General features: G+C 58.7%; 11 protein-coding genes. 8 read left to right on the forward strand and 3 right to left on the reverse strand.

Annotated features, from left to right (window positions below; translation table 11 throughout):
- Positions 1–129: 129 nt before the first annotated feature.
- The 5 genes from SH412_RS16305 to SH412_RS28640 all read left to right on the forward strand — a co-directional run bounded on the left by SH412_RS16305 (position 130) and on the right by SH412_RS28640 (position 9,426).
- On the forward strand, positions 130–714 hold the full coding sequence (locus SH412_RS16305; RefSeq protein ID WP_336519078.1) for a hypothetical protein: 585 nt from the start codon (positions 130–132) through the stop codon (positions 712–714).
- 8 nt (positions 715–722) lie between these two features.
- Positions 723–1,010, forward strand: coding sequence for a hypothetical protein (locus SH412_RS16310; protein WP_336519079.1), 288 nt, complete (start codon positions 723–725; stop codon positions 1,008–1,010).
- Positions 1,010–3,658: a P-loop NTPase fold protein gene (locus SH412_RS16315; RefSeq protein ID WP_336519080.1), complete on the forward strand. Its 2,649-nt coding sequence runs from the start codon at positions 1,010–1,012 to the stop codon at positions 3,656–3,658. The genes SH412_RS16310 and SH412_RS16315 overlap by 1 nt, the downstream gene beginning before the upstream one ends.
- A 269-nt stretch (positions 3,659–3,927) precedes the next feature.
- Entirely contained in the window at positions 3,928–9,042 is a 5,115-nt protein-coding gene (locus SH412_RS16320; protein ID WP_419555813.1) for a DEAD/DEAH box helicase, read from the forward strand.
- A 192-nt stretch (positions 9,043–9,234) separates the two neighbouring features.
- Positions 9,235–9,426 (forward strand): helix-turn-helix domain-containing protein, encoded by a 192-nt coding sequence (locus SH412_RS28640; RefSeq protein ID WP_419555814.1) that lies wholly within the window; start codon positions 9,235–9,237, stop codon positions 9,424–9,426.
- Positions 9,427–9,599: 173 nt separating this feature from the next.
- Here SH412_RS28640 and SH412_RS16325 read toward each other — a convergent pair whose 3' ends face one another.
- The 3 genes from SH412_RS16325 to SH412_RS16335 form a co-directional block, all read right to left on the reverse strand.
- On the reverse strand, positions 9,600–10,745 hold the full coding sequence (locus SH412_RS16325) for a hypothetical protein (RefSeq protein ID WP_336519082.1): 1,146 nt from the start codon (positions 10,743–10,745) through the stop codon (positions 9,600–9,602).
- 70 nt (positions 10,746–10,815) lie between these two features.
- A complete protein-coding gene (locus tag SH412_RS16330; protein ID WP_336519083.1) occupies positions 10,816–12,138 on the reverse strand; it encodes an McrC family protein in 1,323 nt (440 codons plus the stop codon).
- A gap of 3 nt (positions 12,139–12,141) precedes the next feature.
- Entirely contained in the window at positions 12,142–14,421 is a 2,280-nt protein-coding gene (locus tag SH412_RS16335) for an AAA family ATPase (protein WP_336519084.1), read from the reverse strand.
- Positions 14,422–15,219: 798 nt separating this feature from the next.
- On the opposite strand from SH412_RS16335, the gene SH412_RS16340 reads away from it, so the two are divergent.
- The 3 genes from SH412_RS16340 (at position 15,220) to SH412_RS16350 (ending at position 16,676) form a co-directional block, all read left to right on the forward strand.
- Positions 15,220–15,753, forward strand: a complete 534-nt coding sequence (locus tag SH412_RS16340; RefSeq protein ID WP_336519085.1) for a hypothetical protein — start codon at positions 15,220–15,222, stop codon at positions 15,751–15,753.
- Positions 15,754–15,789: 36 nt separating this feature from the next.
- Positions 15,790–16,257 (forward strand): hypothetical protein, encoded by a 468-nt coding sequence (locus SH412_RS16345; RefSeq protein WP_336519086.1) that lies wholly within the window; start codon positions 15,790–15,792, stop codon positions 16,255–16,257.
- Positions 16,258–16,451: 194 nt separating this feature from the next.
- Positions 16,452–16,676 (forward strand): helix-turn-helix transcriptional regulator, encoded by a 225-nt coding sequence (locus SH412_RS16350; RefSeq protein WP_336519087.1) that lies wholly within the window; start codon positions 16,452–16,454, stop codon positions 16,674–16,676.
- The last annotated feature ends 276 nt before the right edge of the window (positions 16,677–16,952 follow it).

The following is a 16,952-nucleotide window of genomic DNA, read 5'->3' on the forward strand; positions in this document are numbered from 1 at the left end:
GATCAGTGTAGCGGTCAGTCGCAGTGGTTCTGTCCCAGTCGGATTGCGAAGGCAAGGTCAACCGTGGGATCAGACGCTTCACGGATCTCTAGGCCTATTGTCATTACCTGTCGTTCAACTGGATGAAACGTGGTTGATCATCACTCAATCAACGACTTGTTTGACGCAGAAGACCGTACAAAGGAAGACGCCACGTGGAGACTGTTGGCAGAATCCCTTCTACCATTGCAGAGAGGGAGCCAGCGATCTCAGCCATCGGCAATCCAGCTATTCCAAGCACCACTGTCGACCAATCTCGCCGCGTGGTTCATTGCCTCGTGCCGAGATGAAGGACTCGCAAAGTTTCTCAGCGACGAGCGGCTCTACGAGATTGCTGCGGAAGAGATGGTCTCCGGGCGTGTGAGCTGGGAGACCAATATTGATCGATCTCCCGGTGTCTACGTGTTTGTTTCGCTGGTCTCCCAGGAGATCCTAAAGATTGGCGAGACGGCTTGTTTTCGAGACCGCATTGCCAATGCACATTTGCGTTATGGAAGCCAACAGCCGCAAAGCAATTTGATCGGCTATCTCACGAGTACAGGCGGAAGTTGGCCCGATTGCCTGCTGGAGCAGGAGGTCACTCTGATCATGCTTCCCATGCCGGCTAGCGAACAGAAGGAACGCTGGGTAATTGAGCTCGGGCTGCAGCGGCTTCTGTGCCCGGTAATGAAGTAGGGAACTCAATGCCGATCAACCCCATCGAACTTGCTCACGGCATCGGCGACGAGTTCCTGCGTTCCCTGTTCTCGGCGTTTCCGTTGTCGGACCCGGAACTGACCGGCCAGGCCCGTGCGCGGCTGGAGCGACGGTCGTCGCTCGACATTCCGCTGGTCAGGGGGCTGTTGGTCGAGACGCTGGCCGGCCGCGGCCTGTTGCCACTCCGTGCCGAGACCGAATCGAAACGGAAGTGGGCGAAGGAGTCGCTCGGGAATCTGATTCCTGTGAAGCCGAAGCAGAGGAGGACGATCTGATGGAAGCACCTCCGCTTGAGACCGAATGCTCCGCGGGCAAGGGGAACCCCTCGACAGAGTCGGTGGCGAAACGCTCTGCAAACACCCTGCATCACTGGTTGCACTGGGGAATCCACCTCGTCTGCGCCGTCGCCGCGGGCTGCCTGCTGATTCCGTACTTCCGGTCTCAGCCAGAGAGCCTGCACTCGTTTCTCAAGCGACTCGCTAACTGGCAGCAAGCAGGATTCTACTTCGTGGCGTGCACAATGCTCGTCCAGTCTCTGTTCAAGCTCTTCTCCCCGCGGCTGCCACATCTCCGGTTCTGGCGAACGCATCCACCGACATGGTCAGCGTGGCTGTACGGGGTGGCAGCCCTCTGTGCGATCGATCTGAACTTCGGCCTTTCCAAGGGCGTCTATACGGCTTCATATTGGGACTGGGGCTGGTATGCGGCAGTGCCGCTGATTGCGGTCGCCCTGCTGCGTCATATCAATCAAACAATGCTTCGCACGGCCACGGATTCGGGAACAACATTTGTCGATCCGACTGCCAGCCAGCCCAGCGACTGGCCGACTTTGGAGGCTTGGTTGTCGGCGGAGTCTCGTTCAAAGTACGACTTCTTGGGACACTGTGCTGTGTCAAAGCGACTGGACCGATTGCTCAGAGAGGGAGTGAGAGCCGTAGGCATAATTGGCCCATTTGGCGCAGGAAAGTCGAGCATCGTCGAGTGGCTCAAGAGTCTCTCAGAAAGCAATCAGCCGACTTCCGGTCCACGGGTTCTCTTCAGTTCACACAACTGCTGGGGATTCGAGAAGTCATCGACTGCGATTCACTCGATGCTCGTAGACGCGGTCGCCAAGGTCGAGGAGCATGTCGACACATTTCAGGTGCGTTCGCTTCCAGAGTCCTATCGGCAGACATTCTCAGCCGGTGGCGAATGGATCGACAGCATTTCGAAGCTCGTTTTTGGCCAACGCGATCCACTCGAACAGTTTCGACGGCTCTCGGACCTTTTAGAAGAGACAGATTTCCGGCTGGTGTTCATTGTCGAAGACCTGGATCGGAACGACAGCCGTAGTTTCGATATTCAAGAGGTACTCGCCTTTCTGTACCAACTCAAGGCGTTTCGCGCTTTTGCGTTCATCTTGACCGGCAGCTCTGCGTCGTCAGCCCAAGCCGACTTCTTCAAGCTGTGCGATCACATCGAGTACCTTCGCACTATTTCCGTTGAGCGTGCTGGCAAGACGGTGGAAGCGTTCAGAACGTTGTGTCTTAGCAGCGGACACTTCGCGCACACACCTCTGCACGACATCACCGACAACATCTGGAACCCGAATACGTGGATGTTTTTACTCGACCGAGACACAGTTTGGCCGCCAGAAGCAATCTCGCGTCTCTTAAACACTCCACGTTCGCTTCGACATGCCCTGAACTTAACGCTCCGCAACTGGACACGGCTCTACGGCGAAATTGACTTTGATCACCTACTTGCAGTCAGCGTACTGAAGCACTCTGCTCCCGAAGGGTTTCAATTCCTCCTTCGACACTGGCACCGTCTCAAGAACCGCCCGTCAAACGATCCGAATGATAGTTCGCAAGTTGCCGCGGTACGCGAAACGCTGCGTCGTGAATGGAATGAAGCAATCGCAGATAAGGAGTGGGACTGTCGATCCGCGGAGACACTCATTTGCCTGATGCTTCCAGAGGCAGCCAAATGGCTGTCGGACGACACCGGTGTAGCTCATCCACGCGCGCAAGGTCTTCATCGTGAACGGTACTGGAGAAGAGCGCTTGTCGGTGATGTCGATGTTGGCGAAGTCCGGGATCAGACCGTAATTCGAGATACTCGGAAATGGCTAGAAGGGCATGGCGCTGGGTCGGCAGCAGTAGAGCAAGTCTGCAGTTCTTCAGATTACAGCGATGTCTTGGAAGATGTGGCGCCGCTCCTATTTGCGAAAGATCGAGATAGACTTCTTCTCTTTTCTGAACAAGTTCTTCAGCATATCCAGAATGAGCATGGCGCATTTTCATCTGCGGATAGCCAAGGGTTCGTTGCAGTGTGGAGACTCGCATTCAGTCAAGTTGGCCCAACCACAGAAAACGCGAATTGGCTTTCCGAGCGGATTGACGAGGCGATCGAAGTTAGTTTAGAGCTTGCAAGGTGTCTCTGGCAGTACTGGGGTGGCACGTCGCGTCCGTTTATCACTTTGGAATGTCGCTACGTAGTACGGAGCCGACTTATTCAAGCAGTGCGGCGCAGGATGAGCGATGCATCAGCGTTGAGCCAGATCGTCGATAGCCGTTATCGCTACATATGGTTTGAACTTGTGTTTGATCCGTTCGAGGCTGATCCGGTCTTGGTCGGTCCTCCGCACTGGAATTGGCTGGGACCGGTGCTACTGGAAGGCCTTCGCGGCGCACAAGCGACCATTGCAATCGGAGTGTGCAGCCTGATTGCGGTTCGGAACGGAATTGATCGGAAGGAGCCTCCAGAGGCTGATTTGGAATTGGTAGCAGCGTTTTTTGGCGACACAGCGGCCGAAGTAATCTCTCTGATCGAGAAACTTGTATCGCAAGTTGACGAGAATGACCGTGCCTTTGTGGCAGACATCGTGCGGACGGCAAAGGAAGGTCTGTCAGAAGACAGTGTCACTATCGAAACCGAGTGAACAGCATGCCCATCAATCCGGTCCAATTCGCCCACGGTGTCTGCGACGAGTTCCTGCGTTACCTGTTCTCGGCATTTCCGCTATCCGACCCGGAACTCTCCGGGCAGGCCCGTACGCTCCTGGAGCGACCGTCGTCGCTCGACATCCCGCTGGTGAAGGGGCCGTTCGTCTCGCTGTCGGAATCGTTTGCCAAGGGGGAGCTAGTCGAGACGCTGGCTGGCCGCGGGTTGCTGCATCCCGTTATGCCGGGGCTGATCGGCTATTCCACGATGTACCGGCATCAGCAGGAGGTGTTCGAGGCCGTCGCGTCCGGGCAGCACGTCCTGGTGGCGACGGGGACCGGGTCCGGGAAGACGGAGTCGTTCCTCTATCCCATCGTCAACGACCTGCTTCGTCAGCGGGATCAGGGAATTACAACAGGACTGTCGGCGATTCTCGTGTACCCGATGAACGCGCTGGCCAACGACCAGTTGGACCGCCTGCGGGACGTGCTGGGGGGCACGGGAATTACATTCGGGCAATGGGTCGGCACGACGCCGGAGAAGGAGTCGGACGTCGGCATCGAGCGATTCACCGGCTCCTCTCGCCGGGCGTACCTGGAGGAACGCAAACGCCGCCGCGAAGAGGCGGCCCGCGATGACCGGGCGGTGCAGCCGCTCTCTCCGCCGGAGGAATGCTGCTCCGAGGACGATATCGAGAAGCGGCGGCCGCGCATCCTGCTGACGAATTACCGGCAACTGGAAGTACTGATTACCCGGTTGCCCGACGTGACGCTATTCGCTGACGCGCCACTGAAGTATCTGGTTTTCGACGAGGCCCACACGTACTCCGGAGCCAGCGGTGCCGAAGTCGCCTGCCTGATCCGCCGACTGCGGATGCTGGCCGCGAAAGGACCGGATGAGATCGTCTGCATCGGCACGTCGGCCACGCTGGCCGATCCGACGAAGAAGGACAAGGACAACGAAGAGACCGCCCTGCGGTTCGCATCGCGGTTCTTCGGCGTCGATGCCGGCAAAGTCCGACTCGTCGGTGAGTCGTACGTGTCGCGGGAGTGGCCCAAGAAACGCTATAAGCCGGTGGCCCCGCTAGGCGACGGAATGGAACGTCTCAGCCGGGTGCTCGCCGCCGTGGCGGAACCGGTCAACGTCGAGACGATCAAGAACGTGGTGGAAGAGCTGACGGGGCAGATCTTCGAGCCGGACGAGAACTGGCACGACTCGCTCTACGAGCACCTCGTGACGAACGAATACGTTTACCAGACGACGCAGATCCTGAAGCAGCCGAAGTGGCTGCGGGATGCGGCCTGGCAGACGTCGCAGCGGCTGGCTGCGGGCCGACTGCCCGAAGGGGACCGGGCCAACGCTGAGCTGCTTTGCTATCTGGTGCTGGGAGCGGCGGCCCGCAAGGATGGCGACTCACTGCTGCGTCCCAAGGTCCACTTTTTCATTCGGGGCCTGGACGAGGCCGTGGTGGCCCTCGACGGGACGAGCGACGAGCCGAAGCAACGGCTCTTCCTGTCGCTGGCTGATGCGAAGGAGCAATTCAGCGGTCGGCACGATGACGCGTTTCTGTCAGTCCTGACGTGCAAGAGTTGCGGGCAGCACTTCTTGGAGAAGTGGTACACGGACCTGGAATTCTCCCGCGGCTCGAACAACCAGTTGAAGGGATTCGACCACGGGATTGCCGCTCCGAACAGCGACGGCAGCGACAATGCGTGGTGGGGGACATCTCCCGCGGAGGCGGGAACCCGCGTCGTCAGCACGAATCGATTGCTCGAAGAAGTGGATGGCAACGCTTCCAGCAGAACTCAGAAGTGGCCCAAGGCTTGGTTCTGTCGCCAGTGTGGAGCAATGCACCGCAGCCATTGGTCGCACTGCCTGGCCGATGGTTGCGGCCATCAGGAGCCGCTCATCCCGCTGTTTGTCTTCGGCCCGGCGCTCTCGGCCTGTCCCTCGTGCGCTTCGACGTCGTTCCAGATCGGCGGACGAACCATCGAGCCGGCACGGAAGATCCAGGCGTCGACGGTCGCCGACGTTCACATTCTGGCGCAGGCGATGATCAATGCGGCCCCCGAGGGGCATCAGAAGCTGATCATCTTCGCCGACAGTCGGCAGGATGCGGCGTTCCAAGCCGGCTGGATGCAGGACCACGCCCGCCGCATCCGCCTGCGACACATGATGTACTCGATCATCGCCGGCAGTCAGACGCCGCTCCCCATCGACGAGATCACCGACCGGCTAACGGAGTTCTTTCGAAAGGACCAGGCGCTTATCGACGCCCTGCTGCCGGAGCTGACGACGGAAGAGGCCCCGGCGACATTCGGCCACAACAAATGGGTGCCGGTGCACAAGGCTCTGCGGTACATGGTTCTGCGGGAGTTCACGACCGGTGTCCGCCGGACGGACTGCTTGGAATCGATGGGACTGGCCCGAGTGAACTACGCCGGGCTGACGCCGGCATGTGACGGTGTGAAAGACCTGGCGCTGACACTGGGGTTATCAGCGGAAGAAACGGTTGAAGGACTTTCGCTGATCCTCGACAACTGGCGGCGCAACCGAATTCTGTACGTTGCCGGCGACCCCATCTTTTCCCGCTATCACGCCAAGGACGACCCTTATATTCAGGCGGGTCTGCTGCCGCTGAGGGAGTTCCGTCCCGAGGGGCTGTTGCAGACTTCCGACCAGTCGAATCCGTATGCCCGCGGCGTGATTGCCCAGCGTGGAGCGTCTGCGATTCAGGCACTGCTGAAGAAATGGGCTTCCGATCCTCGCCAGCTCGATGTGGACCTCACGGCGGGAGTGCTATGGTCTCTGCTGGTGGATGAGTTGAAAATCCTCACCCGAGTCACGCTGCGGTCGCAGACCGAGAGGTCACTGGCGGCGGACGTCTGGCAGGTGAACCTGGAGAAGCTGGCCGTCGAACCTTGCCAGCATCGCGAGCGCTGCACGACCTGCCAGCGAATCGTGACTCGACGACCGCCGAACGGGCTCTGTACTCGCCACAACTGCCACGGCACGACCGCGACCGAGCGGCCCGACGAGGAAAACTATGACGTGTGGCTGATGGGGCGACCATTCACGATGGTGAGTGCCGAGGAGCACACCGCCCAAGTCCCTGGAGAGATTCGGAATCGGATCGAGAACGACTTCAAGTCGAAGCACGGGCGCACGAACTGCCTCGTAGCGACTCCGACGCTGGAAATGGGGGTCAATATTGGGGCGCTGGACATGGCGCTCATGCGGAATGTCCCTCCCCGGTCCGCCAACTACTGGCAACGGGCCGGGCGGGCCGGTCGCGAAGAGCGGATGGCAGTCGTCGTGACGTACTGTCGACGGTCACCCCACGACCGGTACTTCTTCGATGACCCGCTGCGGATTCTTGGCGGTGTCATCGAAGCACCGACGTTTAACCTGCGGAACCCGCTGATGGTCGCCAAACACATTCGCTCTGCGATTCTGTCGGACCTTCTGCTGCGGTCTCGGCAGCCAGACGCGGACGGCGAACGCATTCGAGACATCCTGAAGGCGCTATTCCCGACGTTTATTCGCACCTATCTGCTCAATGCCGACGACCAGTTTCGAGATCTGCCGAGCAGTACGGCTCCGCTCGCCCTGTTGCTCGACGAGTTGAAAGTGGCGATTGCGGATCGACTGCAGAACCTGTTCGCCCAGCATTGGCCAGAGGAAGCCCGAGAGCTGGCAACGCGGGAGGCGATTGATGCTGCAATCGCTGAGACATCGTCTGAACTCGATGCCGTGCTCGCCCGCTTGCACAAGCGGCTGACATGGGCTCGGACGACTCGCTCGGAGATTCATCAGAAGAAGGATGCCGGGCTGATTGAAAAGGATGAAGAGCAGTTGCTGAGGCGCTGCGACGAGTTCATCAACTCAATTGTCCGATCTGATCGGGCGACTTACACGTTGACGGTGCTGTCCGTTGAGGGTTTCCTGCCGGGCTACGGCGTTTACGAAGGGGGAATCACGGCATCCGCGCGCCGCGGGTTCGGGCGAACGTCTGGCCCCCGCGCCTTCGACCTTTCCCGGAGTAATGTGGTCGCCTTGCGTGAGTTCGTTCCCGGCAATCGGTTGTACGCGAATCGGGGCACGTTTTACGTCAGCCGGTATCACCTCGGAGCCGACGACCAGGCTCAAGTTCGAACTCTGCACGTCAATATCGAGAAACGGTACGTGACGGAACACGCTGCCGACGCGTCCTACGGGCAATCCGGGGGGATGGCAATCGAGGCACTCCCGCTGACGGACCTTGACCTGGCACATGAGAGCCGGATTACTGAGGACGAAAACCTTCGATTTTCAATGCCGGTTTCAGTACTCGGACGCCTCCGCAAGCGAAACCGAGGCGGTAAAGGGTTCAAGATCGGCGACCAGGAAGTCAGCTATCTACGCGGCCAGGGTATCGAACTGGTCAATCTCGGCGAGGCCGGGCGGGTGAAGCAGAATGAGGTCGGACACTGGATCTGCCCAGTTTGCGGCGCAGCCAAGACGCCGTATGCCGTTCAAGCCGAGATCACTCACTTCTTGAAGATTCACAAGGAGCGATGCGGTCGCGATGTTGCCCGCATGGCCCTGTCGTCGCAAGCCAATGTGGATATGCTGCAATTTCATTCGGTTGCCGATGAAAGCGATGGAATCAATATCGGGGAGGCTCTTCGGACTGGAGCTGCTCGCCTCCTCGATATGGGGCCGGACGACTTGCAGTTGCTGATTGTTCAGAAACCCGACGACAAGCTCGACCTGCTGATTTACGACCCCATGCCGGGCGGTTCGGGACTGCTGGAACAAATGCTGGCACGGTGGCAGGAGCTGATCGCGACGACGAAAGACCTTTTGGCGGGATGCTCGCAGTCTTGCGATACGGCCTGCTACTCCTGTCTCAAGACGTTCCGCAACCAGTTCCATCACGAACTGCTGAACCGGCACCGCGGCCTGGAACTCGTCGAGACACTGAACCACCCGCCCCAGGGCTATCGAGACATTCCGGCAGTCTTCGAGGAAGAGCGGGCCGAAGGCGGTTCTCCTTCAAACAATCCGGAAGCCCGACTCCTGCGACTGTTGCACGAACACCATTTCCCGGCCGGCGAATGCAGAATGCGGATCACGACGTCGCTCGGCATCCCGACGGAGCCCGACTGGCTCCATGAAGCGACCAAGGTGGCAATTTACCTCGATGGAATGAGCCGCGGCCTCCACGGTGACCCGAACACGGCGCGAAAGGACCAGATCATTCGCCAGGCAGTCGAACTCGACGGCTACACGGTGATCGTTATCCAGACGAGAGACCTCGACGACCCGCAGGCCGTCCGACAACACTTGCGGAACATTGCACAGGCGATGGGGCGGGGAGATCTGTTGGCTTCGGGCTGAGTCGGTGATGAAGGATCAGTTGAATTGACTGGTGGAGAACTGTTCCGAAAGGAGGCTCTGACAATGGCTCGTCCAGTTGCACTTCCGAGTCGAAATCGTAACCCCGTAGTCGTAACGCCGGCGGCCTTGCAACGGCGTCCGGAAATCCCCGTCGAGAGTCGGCTCGTTTGGAGTTATCTGGACCTCGAACAGATGACCGGGCTGAGTCGGCCAACGCTGCGAAGCCTTGTTCTGAATCACGGCTTTCCACACATCCGCGTTGGCCACCGTGTGCTTTTTCTTCCGGAAGCGGTTCGCGACTGGTTCTCCAAGCAGGTCGTAAGGCTTCCGCCCGGCTCAGAGGCGTTTGTTGACAACGATGCTGAGTTCGAAGCAGATGAGTGATTGCCCCGACGATGTTGCTACGAATGCCGATTGAAGCAGGACTCTGCAAGCTGGACGACCGCGAGCCGGACAGGAAGCCGCAGCTGGTAGAGTTGGCCTCGCCCGACTTGGAATCCGCCTGGAAGAGGCTCTGGTGACTTGTTGAAGAGAGGCGTAGCCCCGGTCTGCCGTGCTTACGGCCCCATACGCAACTTCTCCACCAACCACGTCATGGCGTCTAGGAACTTCATCAGGGCCGCCTCATCGCGGAGGATGGAGAGTGTGACGCGCGGGTAGCCCGTCATGCGTTCCGGGGCAACCTGGAGCCCCGGCACCGCGTTCAGGCGGTCGCACAGCTCGTGGCGAATTCTTTCGTCGTTGAAAGGGGGACTATCCCGCAACCACTTCATCTGCACCCACGCATCACCTCCGGATTGCACGGAAAGGGGATACCGGGGGCCGGCTGAGGTTTCGACAATGGGGATGAACGAGGCGCTGGTGGGATAGCGGTTGAAGTTCGGCGTCAGCCCCTGTTCGCCGGCCCAGGCGATCAGCCGGCGGGTCACCGCCAGATCATCGGCAGCTAGTTTTTCGCGGGCGACCGCCAGGAACGTTACTTCGTCGACCTTCTGTTGTTTGGGAGTGCTACCGCCGCTGCTTTTTCGCTGGCGGGCGGCTGACGTCTGCCCCACCAACCTCGGCACCAGTGTTTTCAGTCGCCCGTCCCCCACAAACTGCTTGACCTCCACGGCCAGGACTTCGGCCGGGTCCATCTGCCCGTTCAGAAACTCCACCACTCGCCGCAGCTCGTCAGGTATCACATCGGCTACGAAGACCAACCGAACCTTGCCCGCCTGCAGGTTGGTCTTTACGGTTTGCCAAAAGCCGTCGGGATCGGCCTCGGGCTCCAGAAACGCCGCCAGCACGTCATCCGCGGCCTGCCCCTGCTCCTCGGCCGTTTTCTCAAACCTGCTGCGAATTGTTTCTACAGGCCAGTAGGCGACCGCGTTGGCCGCGTAATCGAGCATCTGCCCGACAACTTCCCGGCGGATGCGGCTGTCGCTGCTGCGTTTGACCTCCACCAGCGTGGGGATGGCGTCCTGGTCCAGGAACAGATGGTCCAGGGACCAGCGGCCGGCCCCGTCTTCCTCGCCGGGGATGCCCATTTCACGCGATACCAGCAACCAGCGCCGTGGACGGTCGGCGTCCATCTGGTCTCCGGCCAGGAGGTCGGGGTAGCCCGCCAGGAGCTGCTGCAACAGGTCTTCCGAGTCGTACGGCCGTTCCGCCAGCGAATCCAGCCGTCCGTCATCGTGGAGTACAAAGACACCACCGCTCATCAATTCACCTCATCGCGAGCTGACACCAACAAAACTGATGCAACGGTCAGACCAGACCGAATGCACGGAATCATCCTTCGACTACCGGCTCACTGCTCGATGTCGGATTGAGAATCGCAGCGAGGTTGTTGAGGAGCCTGTCGCGTTCCAGGTACAGATCAAATCCCAAGTCTAGGCATTCAATTCTGAGGCGTTTTTTCGAAGGATCGCCATCGATGCTGTAGCTGCGGGATACGACGCCGGGTGAATGTGGATACAGCAGCACATTGTTTTCGCAGTTGTATCGGCTGGCATACGCAAATAGCTGATAGAGATCAGCCTGTGAAACGCCGTTCTTGGCGTCACTTTTCAGGTCAACCAGTCTCTTCCATTTTGTGTCCAGAATGATCTGCGGTACGCCCGCAACATCATCGATGACGATATCAGGCCGGAGCCGGAACCGTCCCTGAAGGTTCTCGTCACGTAGCAGCCATAGCCCACGCCCTCGCGCCTGAAGGTGGACCTGCTCCGGCAACAAGCCAAAATAACGGGCGTTTCGCTTCACAAATCTGCCAACGAATTCCTCAAACAGCGTTTCCATCGGAAAAAAAAGGCTGAATGAAGAATGGGCTCCGGCCTGGGGAGCAACCGTCGTGCCCTCATAGACTAGCCGGCAGAATTGAAGCAAGTCGCGGTACCTTTCAGACGCTCGATCGAGAAGTACCCGCGAGAAATCATCCCCTTGGATCACTAGATCCTCGACGTCGGCGAACTCCAGTAGAGCTTCCCGCAGCAGCTGCTGTGTTTTTGGCAGCCGAGCTAACGCGAGCAAGCAGCGGCAGGTCGCCTTCAATATCTGATTGAGCAAGGTGTCGTTGACAAACTCGTCATAACCTACCCAGAGGCGGTGACGCTGAGCAACATTTTGGAGCACTTGCCGCTGCAGAAGGATGCGCCCCTTCACGCAGCTCAGCGACTCCTCTCGATAGACGTACTGGTGCTGCTGTCCCCTGCGTACTTCAATTAGCAGTCGCCGGACAAAAGCAGTAATCAGCACTTCGAGGAGAGGAAGCCGACGACCGGCGAGCGACGCGAGATCTCGGTCGTGCCCAGGTAGATATCCTGCCTGACTCAGCATGAAGAGGAGGTTCTGCCGAGCCTGTCCGCCATCCCCAAAACCAGTGGAATCCTCGCCGCCGTCCGTTTTGGGCAAGATCTCGATGATCAACCCTGGCACCTGAATGACGCCGACGTAACTCTTCACCCGGATATGGTCTCGAAACGTCCAGTCGAAAACGGTGTCCCCGGTTGACCGCCCCTGCAGTTCGTCGAACCGTTGCAGTTCCCGCAGCTGACGCAAAGTCAGTCGCTTACGCGGCAAACGATCAAATTCGGTAAGTCGAATTTCCAGCAAGTCCTATTGCTCCTCTCCCTGGAAAGCCGAGAGGAAATACGACCTGAGTGTCGCTGCCGTAGATGATGACCCGAATTCCGGATGCACTTCGCACCGGACCTTGTCTTCGATCCAATCGTCGCCGCCACGAAGCAGGGAGGAGGCTTTTAGAGGACTTGAGCGGATCATGGGGTGGCTGTTCTTGGTCACAGGCCCGCCACCTTCAGATATCGGGCATCCTAGAACAAGGCAGATCTTCGACCAGTCACCGTAGAAATACTCCTGTAGCAGCGGTATCACTTTCCGGCACATGACGTCGCGCAATTCGGCCAGGGAGTGGAGGCCAAGAAACACGGAATGCCCAATTTGATGATCGCGGTCATAAAGCAGTTCGATCCGTGCGTTGAGCATCTCCAGCAGGTCGGCAACAGCAACGCCGTCGACAACGCCACCATCCCCGGTGAGCGAGCGCACGATCTCCACGTCGGGCATCAGTTCAACGAAGTGGAAACGCCGGCGAAGCGCAACATCCAAAAAGGCGATCGATCTGTCGGCGGTATTCATGGTGCCGATCACGTAGACGTTTGATGGCACTCCGAACTTCTCGCCAGAATACGGCAACGTAACCTGCAGTTCGTTCTCTGCCCCGATCCGCTTGTCCGGCTCCAGGAGCGTAATCAGCTCCCCGAGGATCTTCGAGATGTTCCCGCGGTTGATTTCATCAATGATAAGAACGTGATTCCGGACCCCGCTCGTGTTCCTACCGATCAACTCCTTCATCGCATCCAGCTTCAGATCCCGCTTGTGAAGCTGGTAAATGGTCATCTGAGAAAACGCTTTGGTGCAGATCGCCTCGCGTGGCAGGCTCTCGTCGAAGACGGCTAGCCACTCCACCGCTCTCAATTGATCGTATTCTCCGTCGCGATCTACGTACTGGTACGGCCCGCTGATTCGGCCAATCGCACGGAATTTGTGGTTCCCATCGGAGACCACGACCAGATCTCCAACTTGCATCCGACAGACGAATGTGTCCATTGCCTGAACATGAAAGTCGGTTGGTTTCAGCTCGGGATCATGCTTCTGCAACAGAGTGAGCACGTCTTTGCGAGACTTGCAGCCCTGATAGTTCAGGCCCTGCCCATACCCCAGCAGCAAGCAGCCCTTCTCGATGCACTCGTCATACACGGCGGCATCCTCCGGCCGCAGCGTGTTTCCAAGAGACATCTTCCAGATTGTTGCTTTCTCTAACTCGACGTTCTGACTCGCTTCCTGGCGAGTAGCCTTGCTTCCGGCCAGCAGACAAAGGCGTTTGAAGATCCCCGGCCGGCATTCGTACTGAACTTCGGGCGATCGTTCTTCTGGTGAAGCGACCTCTTCCTCCGCCAGAACTGGGCGAATCCCCTCGACAAAGTCTTCATAACCATACGACTGGTGGAACGTCACAAACGCGATCCGTTCTTCGGCCTGCAATTCCCGATAGCGAGTCACCAGTTCTTCTCTATCCAGCGAAGCAGTGCCATCGCAGATCTCCACGGCGTGCCGGATGGTCTCGTAGGTCTTCCCGGTTCCTGGGGGGCCGTAAAGAACCAGATTCAAATCGTGCATTATTGAGCGTCCTGGCGATGAGCTGTCGCTGAGCTGACTCCAGCTCGGTAGGCCATGATACGTGTTTTGCAGGACATAGAGTGCGGTATGCACATCGAGCAGATTACGAAACGGCAGAGCGTAGCGTTCCCGGAACAACCGTAGCAGCTTTTCGTAAAAAGCCGTCGCGGTGACGGCACGTTCCAATCGTCCGACAGGAACATCAGCTTTTCTTGAGAGGAGCGCCGTCGCCGCTGCCTCGAAGACGAGCGGCTTACAGAACGCATATCGATCTGGGTCCGACAGCGCCAATAGATAAGTAATGGCGGTCAGACCAATACCCGATTTATTCCCGTCCGCTCCCGCGCGAACCTTGGACCACTTCAGAAAGGTCTCGATTCGCGTCTGGAGCGGTTCTGTCCCAAACAGCAGATCTACGACGTGACGCCGAAGCGCAGCCGGCTTCGCATTGCTGACGAAGTCCACGGACTGCATTTGCTCATAAGCCGAAAGCAGATACTTTTGGCTCTTGAATGCGTCGTGAACGCTCCGAACCGGGTCCGCCTCCAGAGATTCACGCTGAAGCAGCGGACGGACCTTTGGGAGCACCTTCTTTTGGAGAAACGACTCGGGTCCCTCCTCCAAATTGCCCTGCTCGATCAGAACTGGCCGAATCGTCTGCTGAACCGCTTGGTCGAGGACGGACAGATTGATTTGCATTTCTTTTTGCATCACAGCTTACGACAACCCGACGCCGCCTCCTGATCCCAATCTCAGAGACTGACAAGATCCCTTGCGAGCCCGATGTTCAACCAACGGCCAACAATCTTGAACCCGGAGCCCATCGGGACAAGCTGCAGCTCCTCTACGGCCTCCGCCAGCATCGGCCCCCGGATGATACTTCCGGGGCGAATCTGGGGCAGACTGGAAGGCGGGGTCGACATCGGTAGAGGACTCGGCGGTGACGCGTAAGTGGAGAGACATGTGAAGGTAGCCGCTGAACAGGGGAAATGCCAGCCCCCCGTTCAGGGGTGTTCAGAACCATAGACGCATCGTCTTCGTCCGGGCGACGGCGAGCAAGACCAGTCTCTCCGATGACGTTCGCTAGCTCAACGGTCATCGAAATCCCGGTTTGGCGAGCCAACGGTCATCGAATTGGCCGGAGATCGGTCGTACGGTCATCGCACCAGGACGTCTCACGGCGTCATAAACCGAGGGACGAATTGCGCCACCGTCCGCGACAAAGCCTTCTGGCGATGACCGTCGTGGCCGTCGCCAGCCGGAGCAGATTCACCGTCCGGACACTTCACTCGGAAATCGACACGATTTCCAGACAGGATCGCGCTAGACGACGCGATGAAATGGGGCGTAACATGGCACGCTGGTGATGGTTTACCGTCGATTTCCGTTGAAACTTGGCGAACTCAGGGGCGACCGAAAGGCTGAGTTGGCAGGGAGGCTATCCCCGTGTCCAATTCGATCGCAGCCCTCAAGAGCCCCGCACCTGGTCCGGAATCGATGATCGAATGGGACGTTCCGTCCGACGGACGCCCGCCGAAATCCGAACGCGCCACGTTCGCTGCGACATGTCTCGCGTCAGGTGTACCGCCGTACTCAGTCGTGACGCAACTTCAACGTTGTTGCAACGTTTCGCAGCGATCGGCGTGGCGGGACTTGGCAGAGGCGAGGAAACTGCTGCGGCTCTGGAACAGTGGAACGGTCGACGAACTCCGCGACGAATCCGCTGCGTTCTACCGGTCGATCCTCACCTCCTCTGAGGCCTCGATTGGCCAAAAGATCAAAGCGCGAGCCCAGTTGGACAAGCTGCTGGGGCTCCAGATCCCCGCCCAAAACGCAAAACTCTTCGTGGAGAAGCAGCAGCAGGAGCAAAACGCGGGCAAGACGAAAAAGAGGCACCTGTTCCGCGCCGTACTCGAAAAACTGAGCCGTGAAGAACTGCAGAGGTTTGCAGATCTACAGGCGAAAATGCGGGCAGCGTACAAGGCAGCCGAGGCGGAAGAGGAACTGCAGCAGGATGCTCTCATCGCATAGTCACTTCCTTGTACGTCGCAAAGGACACCTTTTGTAATGGCAGCTGCTGAAGACCAGAACCCTTCCTGTGTTGACGGCGGGGGCGGCGAAGAATCAACCGAAACGCATGTTGAAATCTGGGCTGAGGATCAAGCCCGGCTTGGACGGGAGGATACCGACGTCGAGAAGGTCATCCTTGTCCCGGTTCCCGGTGCGTTCCTTTCACATACCGGTCGCTTTGAAGCGATACCCGCTCCACCGCCATCTCTCGCTGTTCCAGCGGGCGGTCGGTCTACATCACGGAAGAAGTCAACCGGGCGCAAAAGTCTCCCTCCAGAAGCAGTGCGGGCGTATCAGGAGCTGCTGGACGCATGGAGACGCGCCAAAGACTCTGGCGTGTCGCTCAAGCAGTTCTGTGACGATCGTAAGATCGAGCGGCGAGAGGTTCAGCGGGCGCAGGCTTATTTTAGAACGCTGAAGAGACGGGGTGGAGATGCCCTCGGTACCGACGTCAACGGCTCCTGAATTTGTTCGCAAGAATTCTGCGGTATCGCAACTCATTGGCCCGCAACGCTCTAGACACCAAAACAGCACAAAAACTCGCGAACAAATATCGCTGTCAATTTGTTTGTCACGGCCGTCGTTGAGACTCCCTTCGTTCAAACGAGCACTTAGCTCGTCAGTCCGAATCGAAAGGAAGTCCAATGGTCGAGTCCCACGTGCCCACTGCCTTGGCGGACGGGCAGACCGCCGCACTGCTCACGGTGCGGCAGGTCGCTGAATTGCTGGTTTGCAGCCCCCGGCATGTGTACCGGCTGAGTGATGCCGGGCGGATGCCCCGTCCGGTCCGCCTTGGCGGACTCATCCGCTGGCAGAAGTCCGAAATCGACGCTTGGCTGGCCGCTGGCTGCCCGCCGGCTCGCTCCATGCCGAAAGTCGGCTAGCAGCTGCCTTCAAAACACCGATTTGATGCACTTTCGCGTGGTGAAGCGATGACCGACGGTCATCAATTGCTGGCCCTGCCCGATCTCGCCGAAATCCCGCGGTTCTCGTGAGTCACTTCCCGCATTCAAAGCGAACGGCGGCCCGCCTGCGAAGCTGCCGCCGTTCACCATCGGATTCTCAACACCATGATTGTGGTCGCACTGTACGTATATGGCAAGTTCCACTTCCTGCGCCGAAAACGGCGAAACGAGGAATTCAATACCGTCGCTCAGCTG

The organism is Planctellipticum variicoloris, assembly GCF_030622045.1.
GTDB classification, from domain to species: domain Bacteria; phylum Planctomycetota; class Planctomycetia; order Planctomycetales; family Planctomycetaceae; genus Planctellipticum; species Planctellipticum variicoloris.

What these genes read in the sequence shown, in the direction of transcription:
- SH412_RS16310 (WP_336519079.1), top strand. Translation starts at nt 723, where the DNA reads ATGCCGATCAACCCCATCGAACTTGCTCACGGCATCGGCGACGAGTTC.
- SH412_RS16315 (WP_336519080.1), top strand. Translation starts at nt 1,010, where the DNA reads ATGGAAGCACCTCCGCTTGAGACCGAATGCTCCGCGGGCAAGGGGAAC.
- SH412_RS16320 (WP_419555813.1), top strand. Translation starts at nt 3,928, where the DNA reads ATGTACCGGCATCAGCAGGAGGTGTTCGAGGCCGTCGCGTCCGGGCAG.
- SH412_RS28640 (WP_419555814.1), top strand. Translation starts at nt 9,235, where the DNA reads ATGACCGGGCTGAGTCGGCCAACGCTGCGAAGCCTTGTTCTGAATCAC.
- SH412_RS16325 (WP_336519082.1), bottom strand. Translation starts at nt 10,745, where the DNA reads ATGAGCGGTGGTGTCTTTGTACTCCACGATGACGGACGGCTGGATTCG.
- SH412_RS16335 (WP_336519084.1), bottom strand. Translation starts at nt 14,421, where the DNA reads ATGCAAATCAATCTGTCCGTCCTCGACCAAGCGGTTCAGCAGACGATT.
- SH412_RS16340 (WP_336519085.1), top strand. Translation starts at nt 15,220, where the DNA reads ATGATCGAATGGGACGTTCCGTCCGACGGACGCCCGCCGAAATCCGAA.
- SH412_RS16345 (WP_336519086.1), top strand. Translation starts at nt 15,790, where the DNA reads ATGGCAGCTGCTGAAGACCAGAACCCTTCCTGTGTTGACGGCGGGGGC.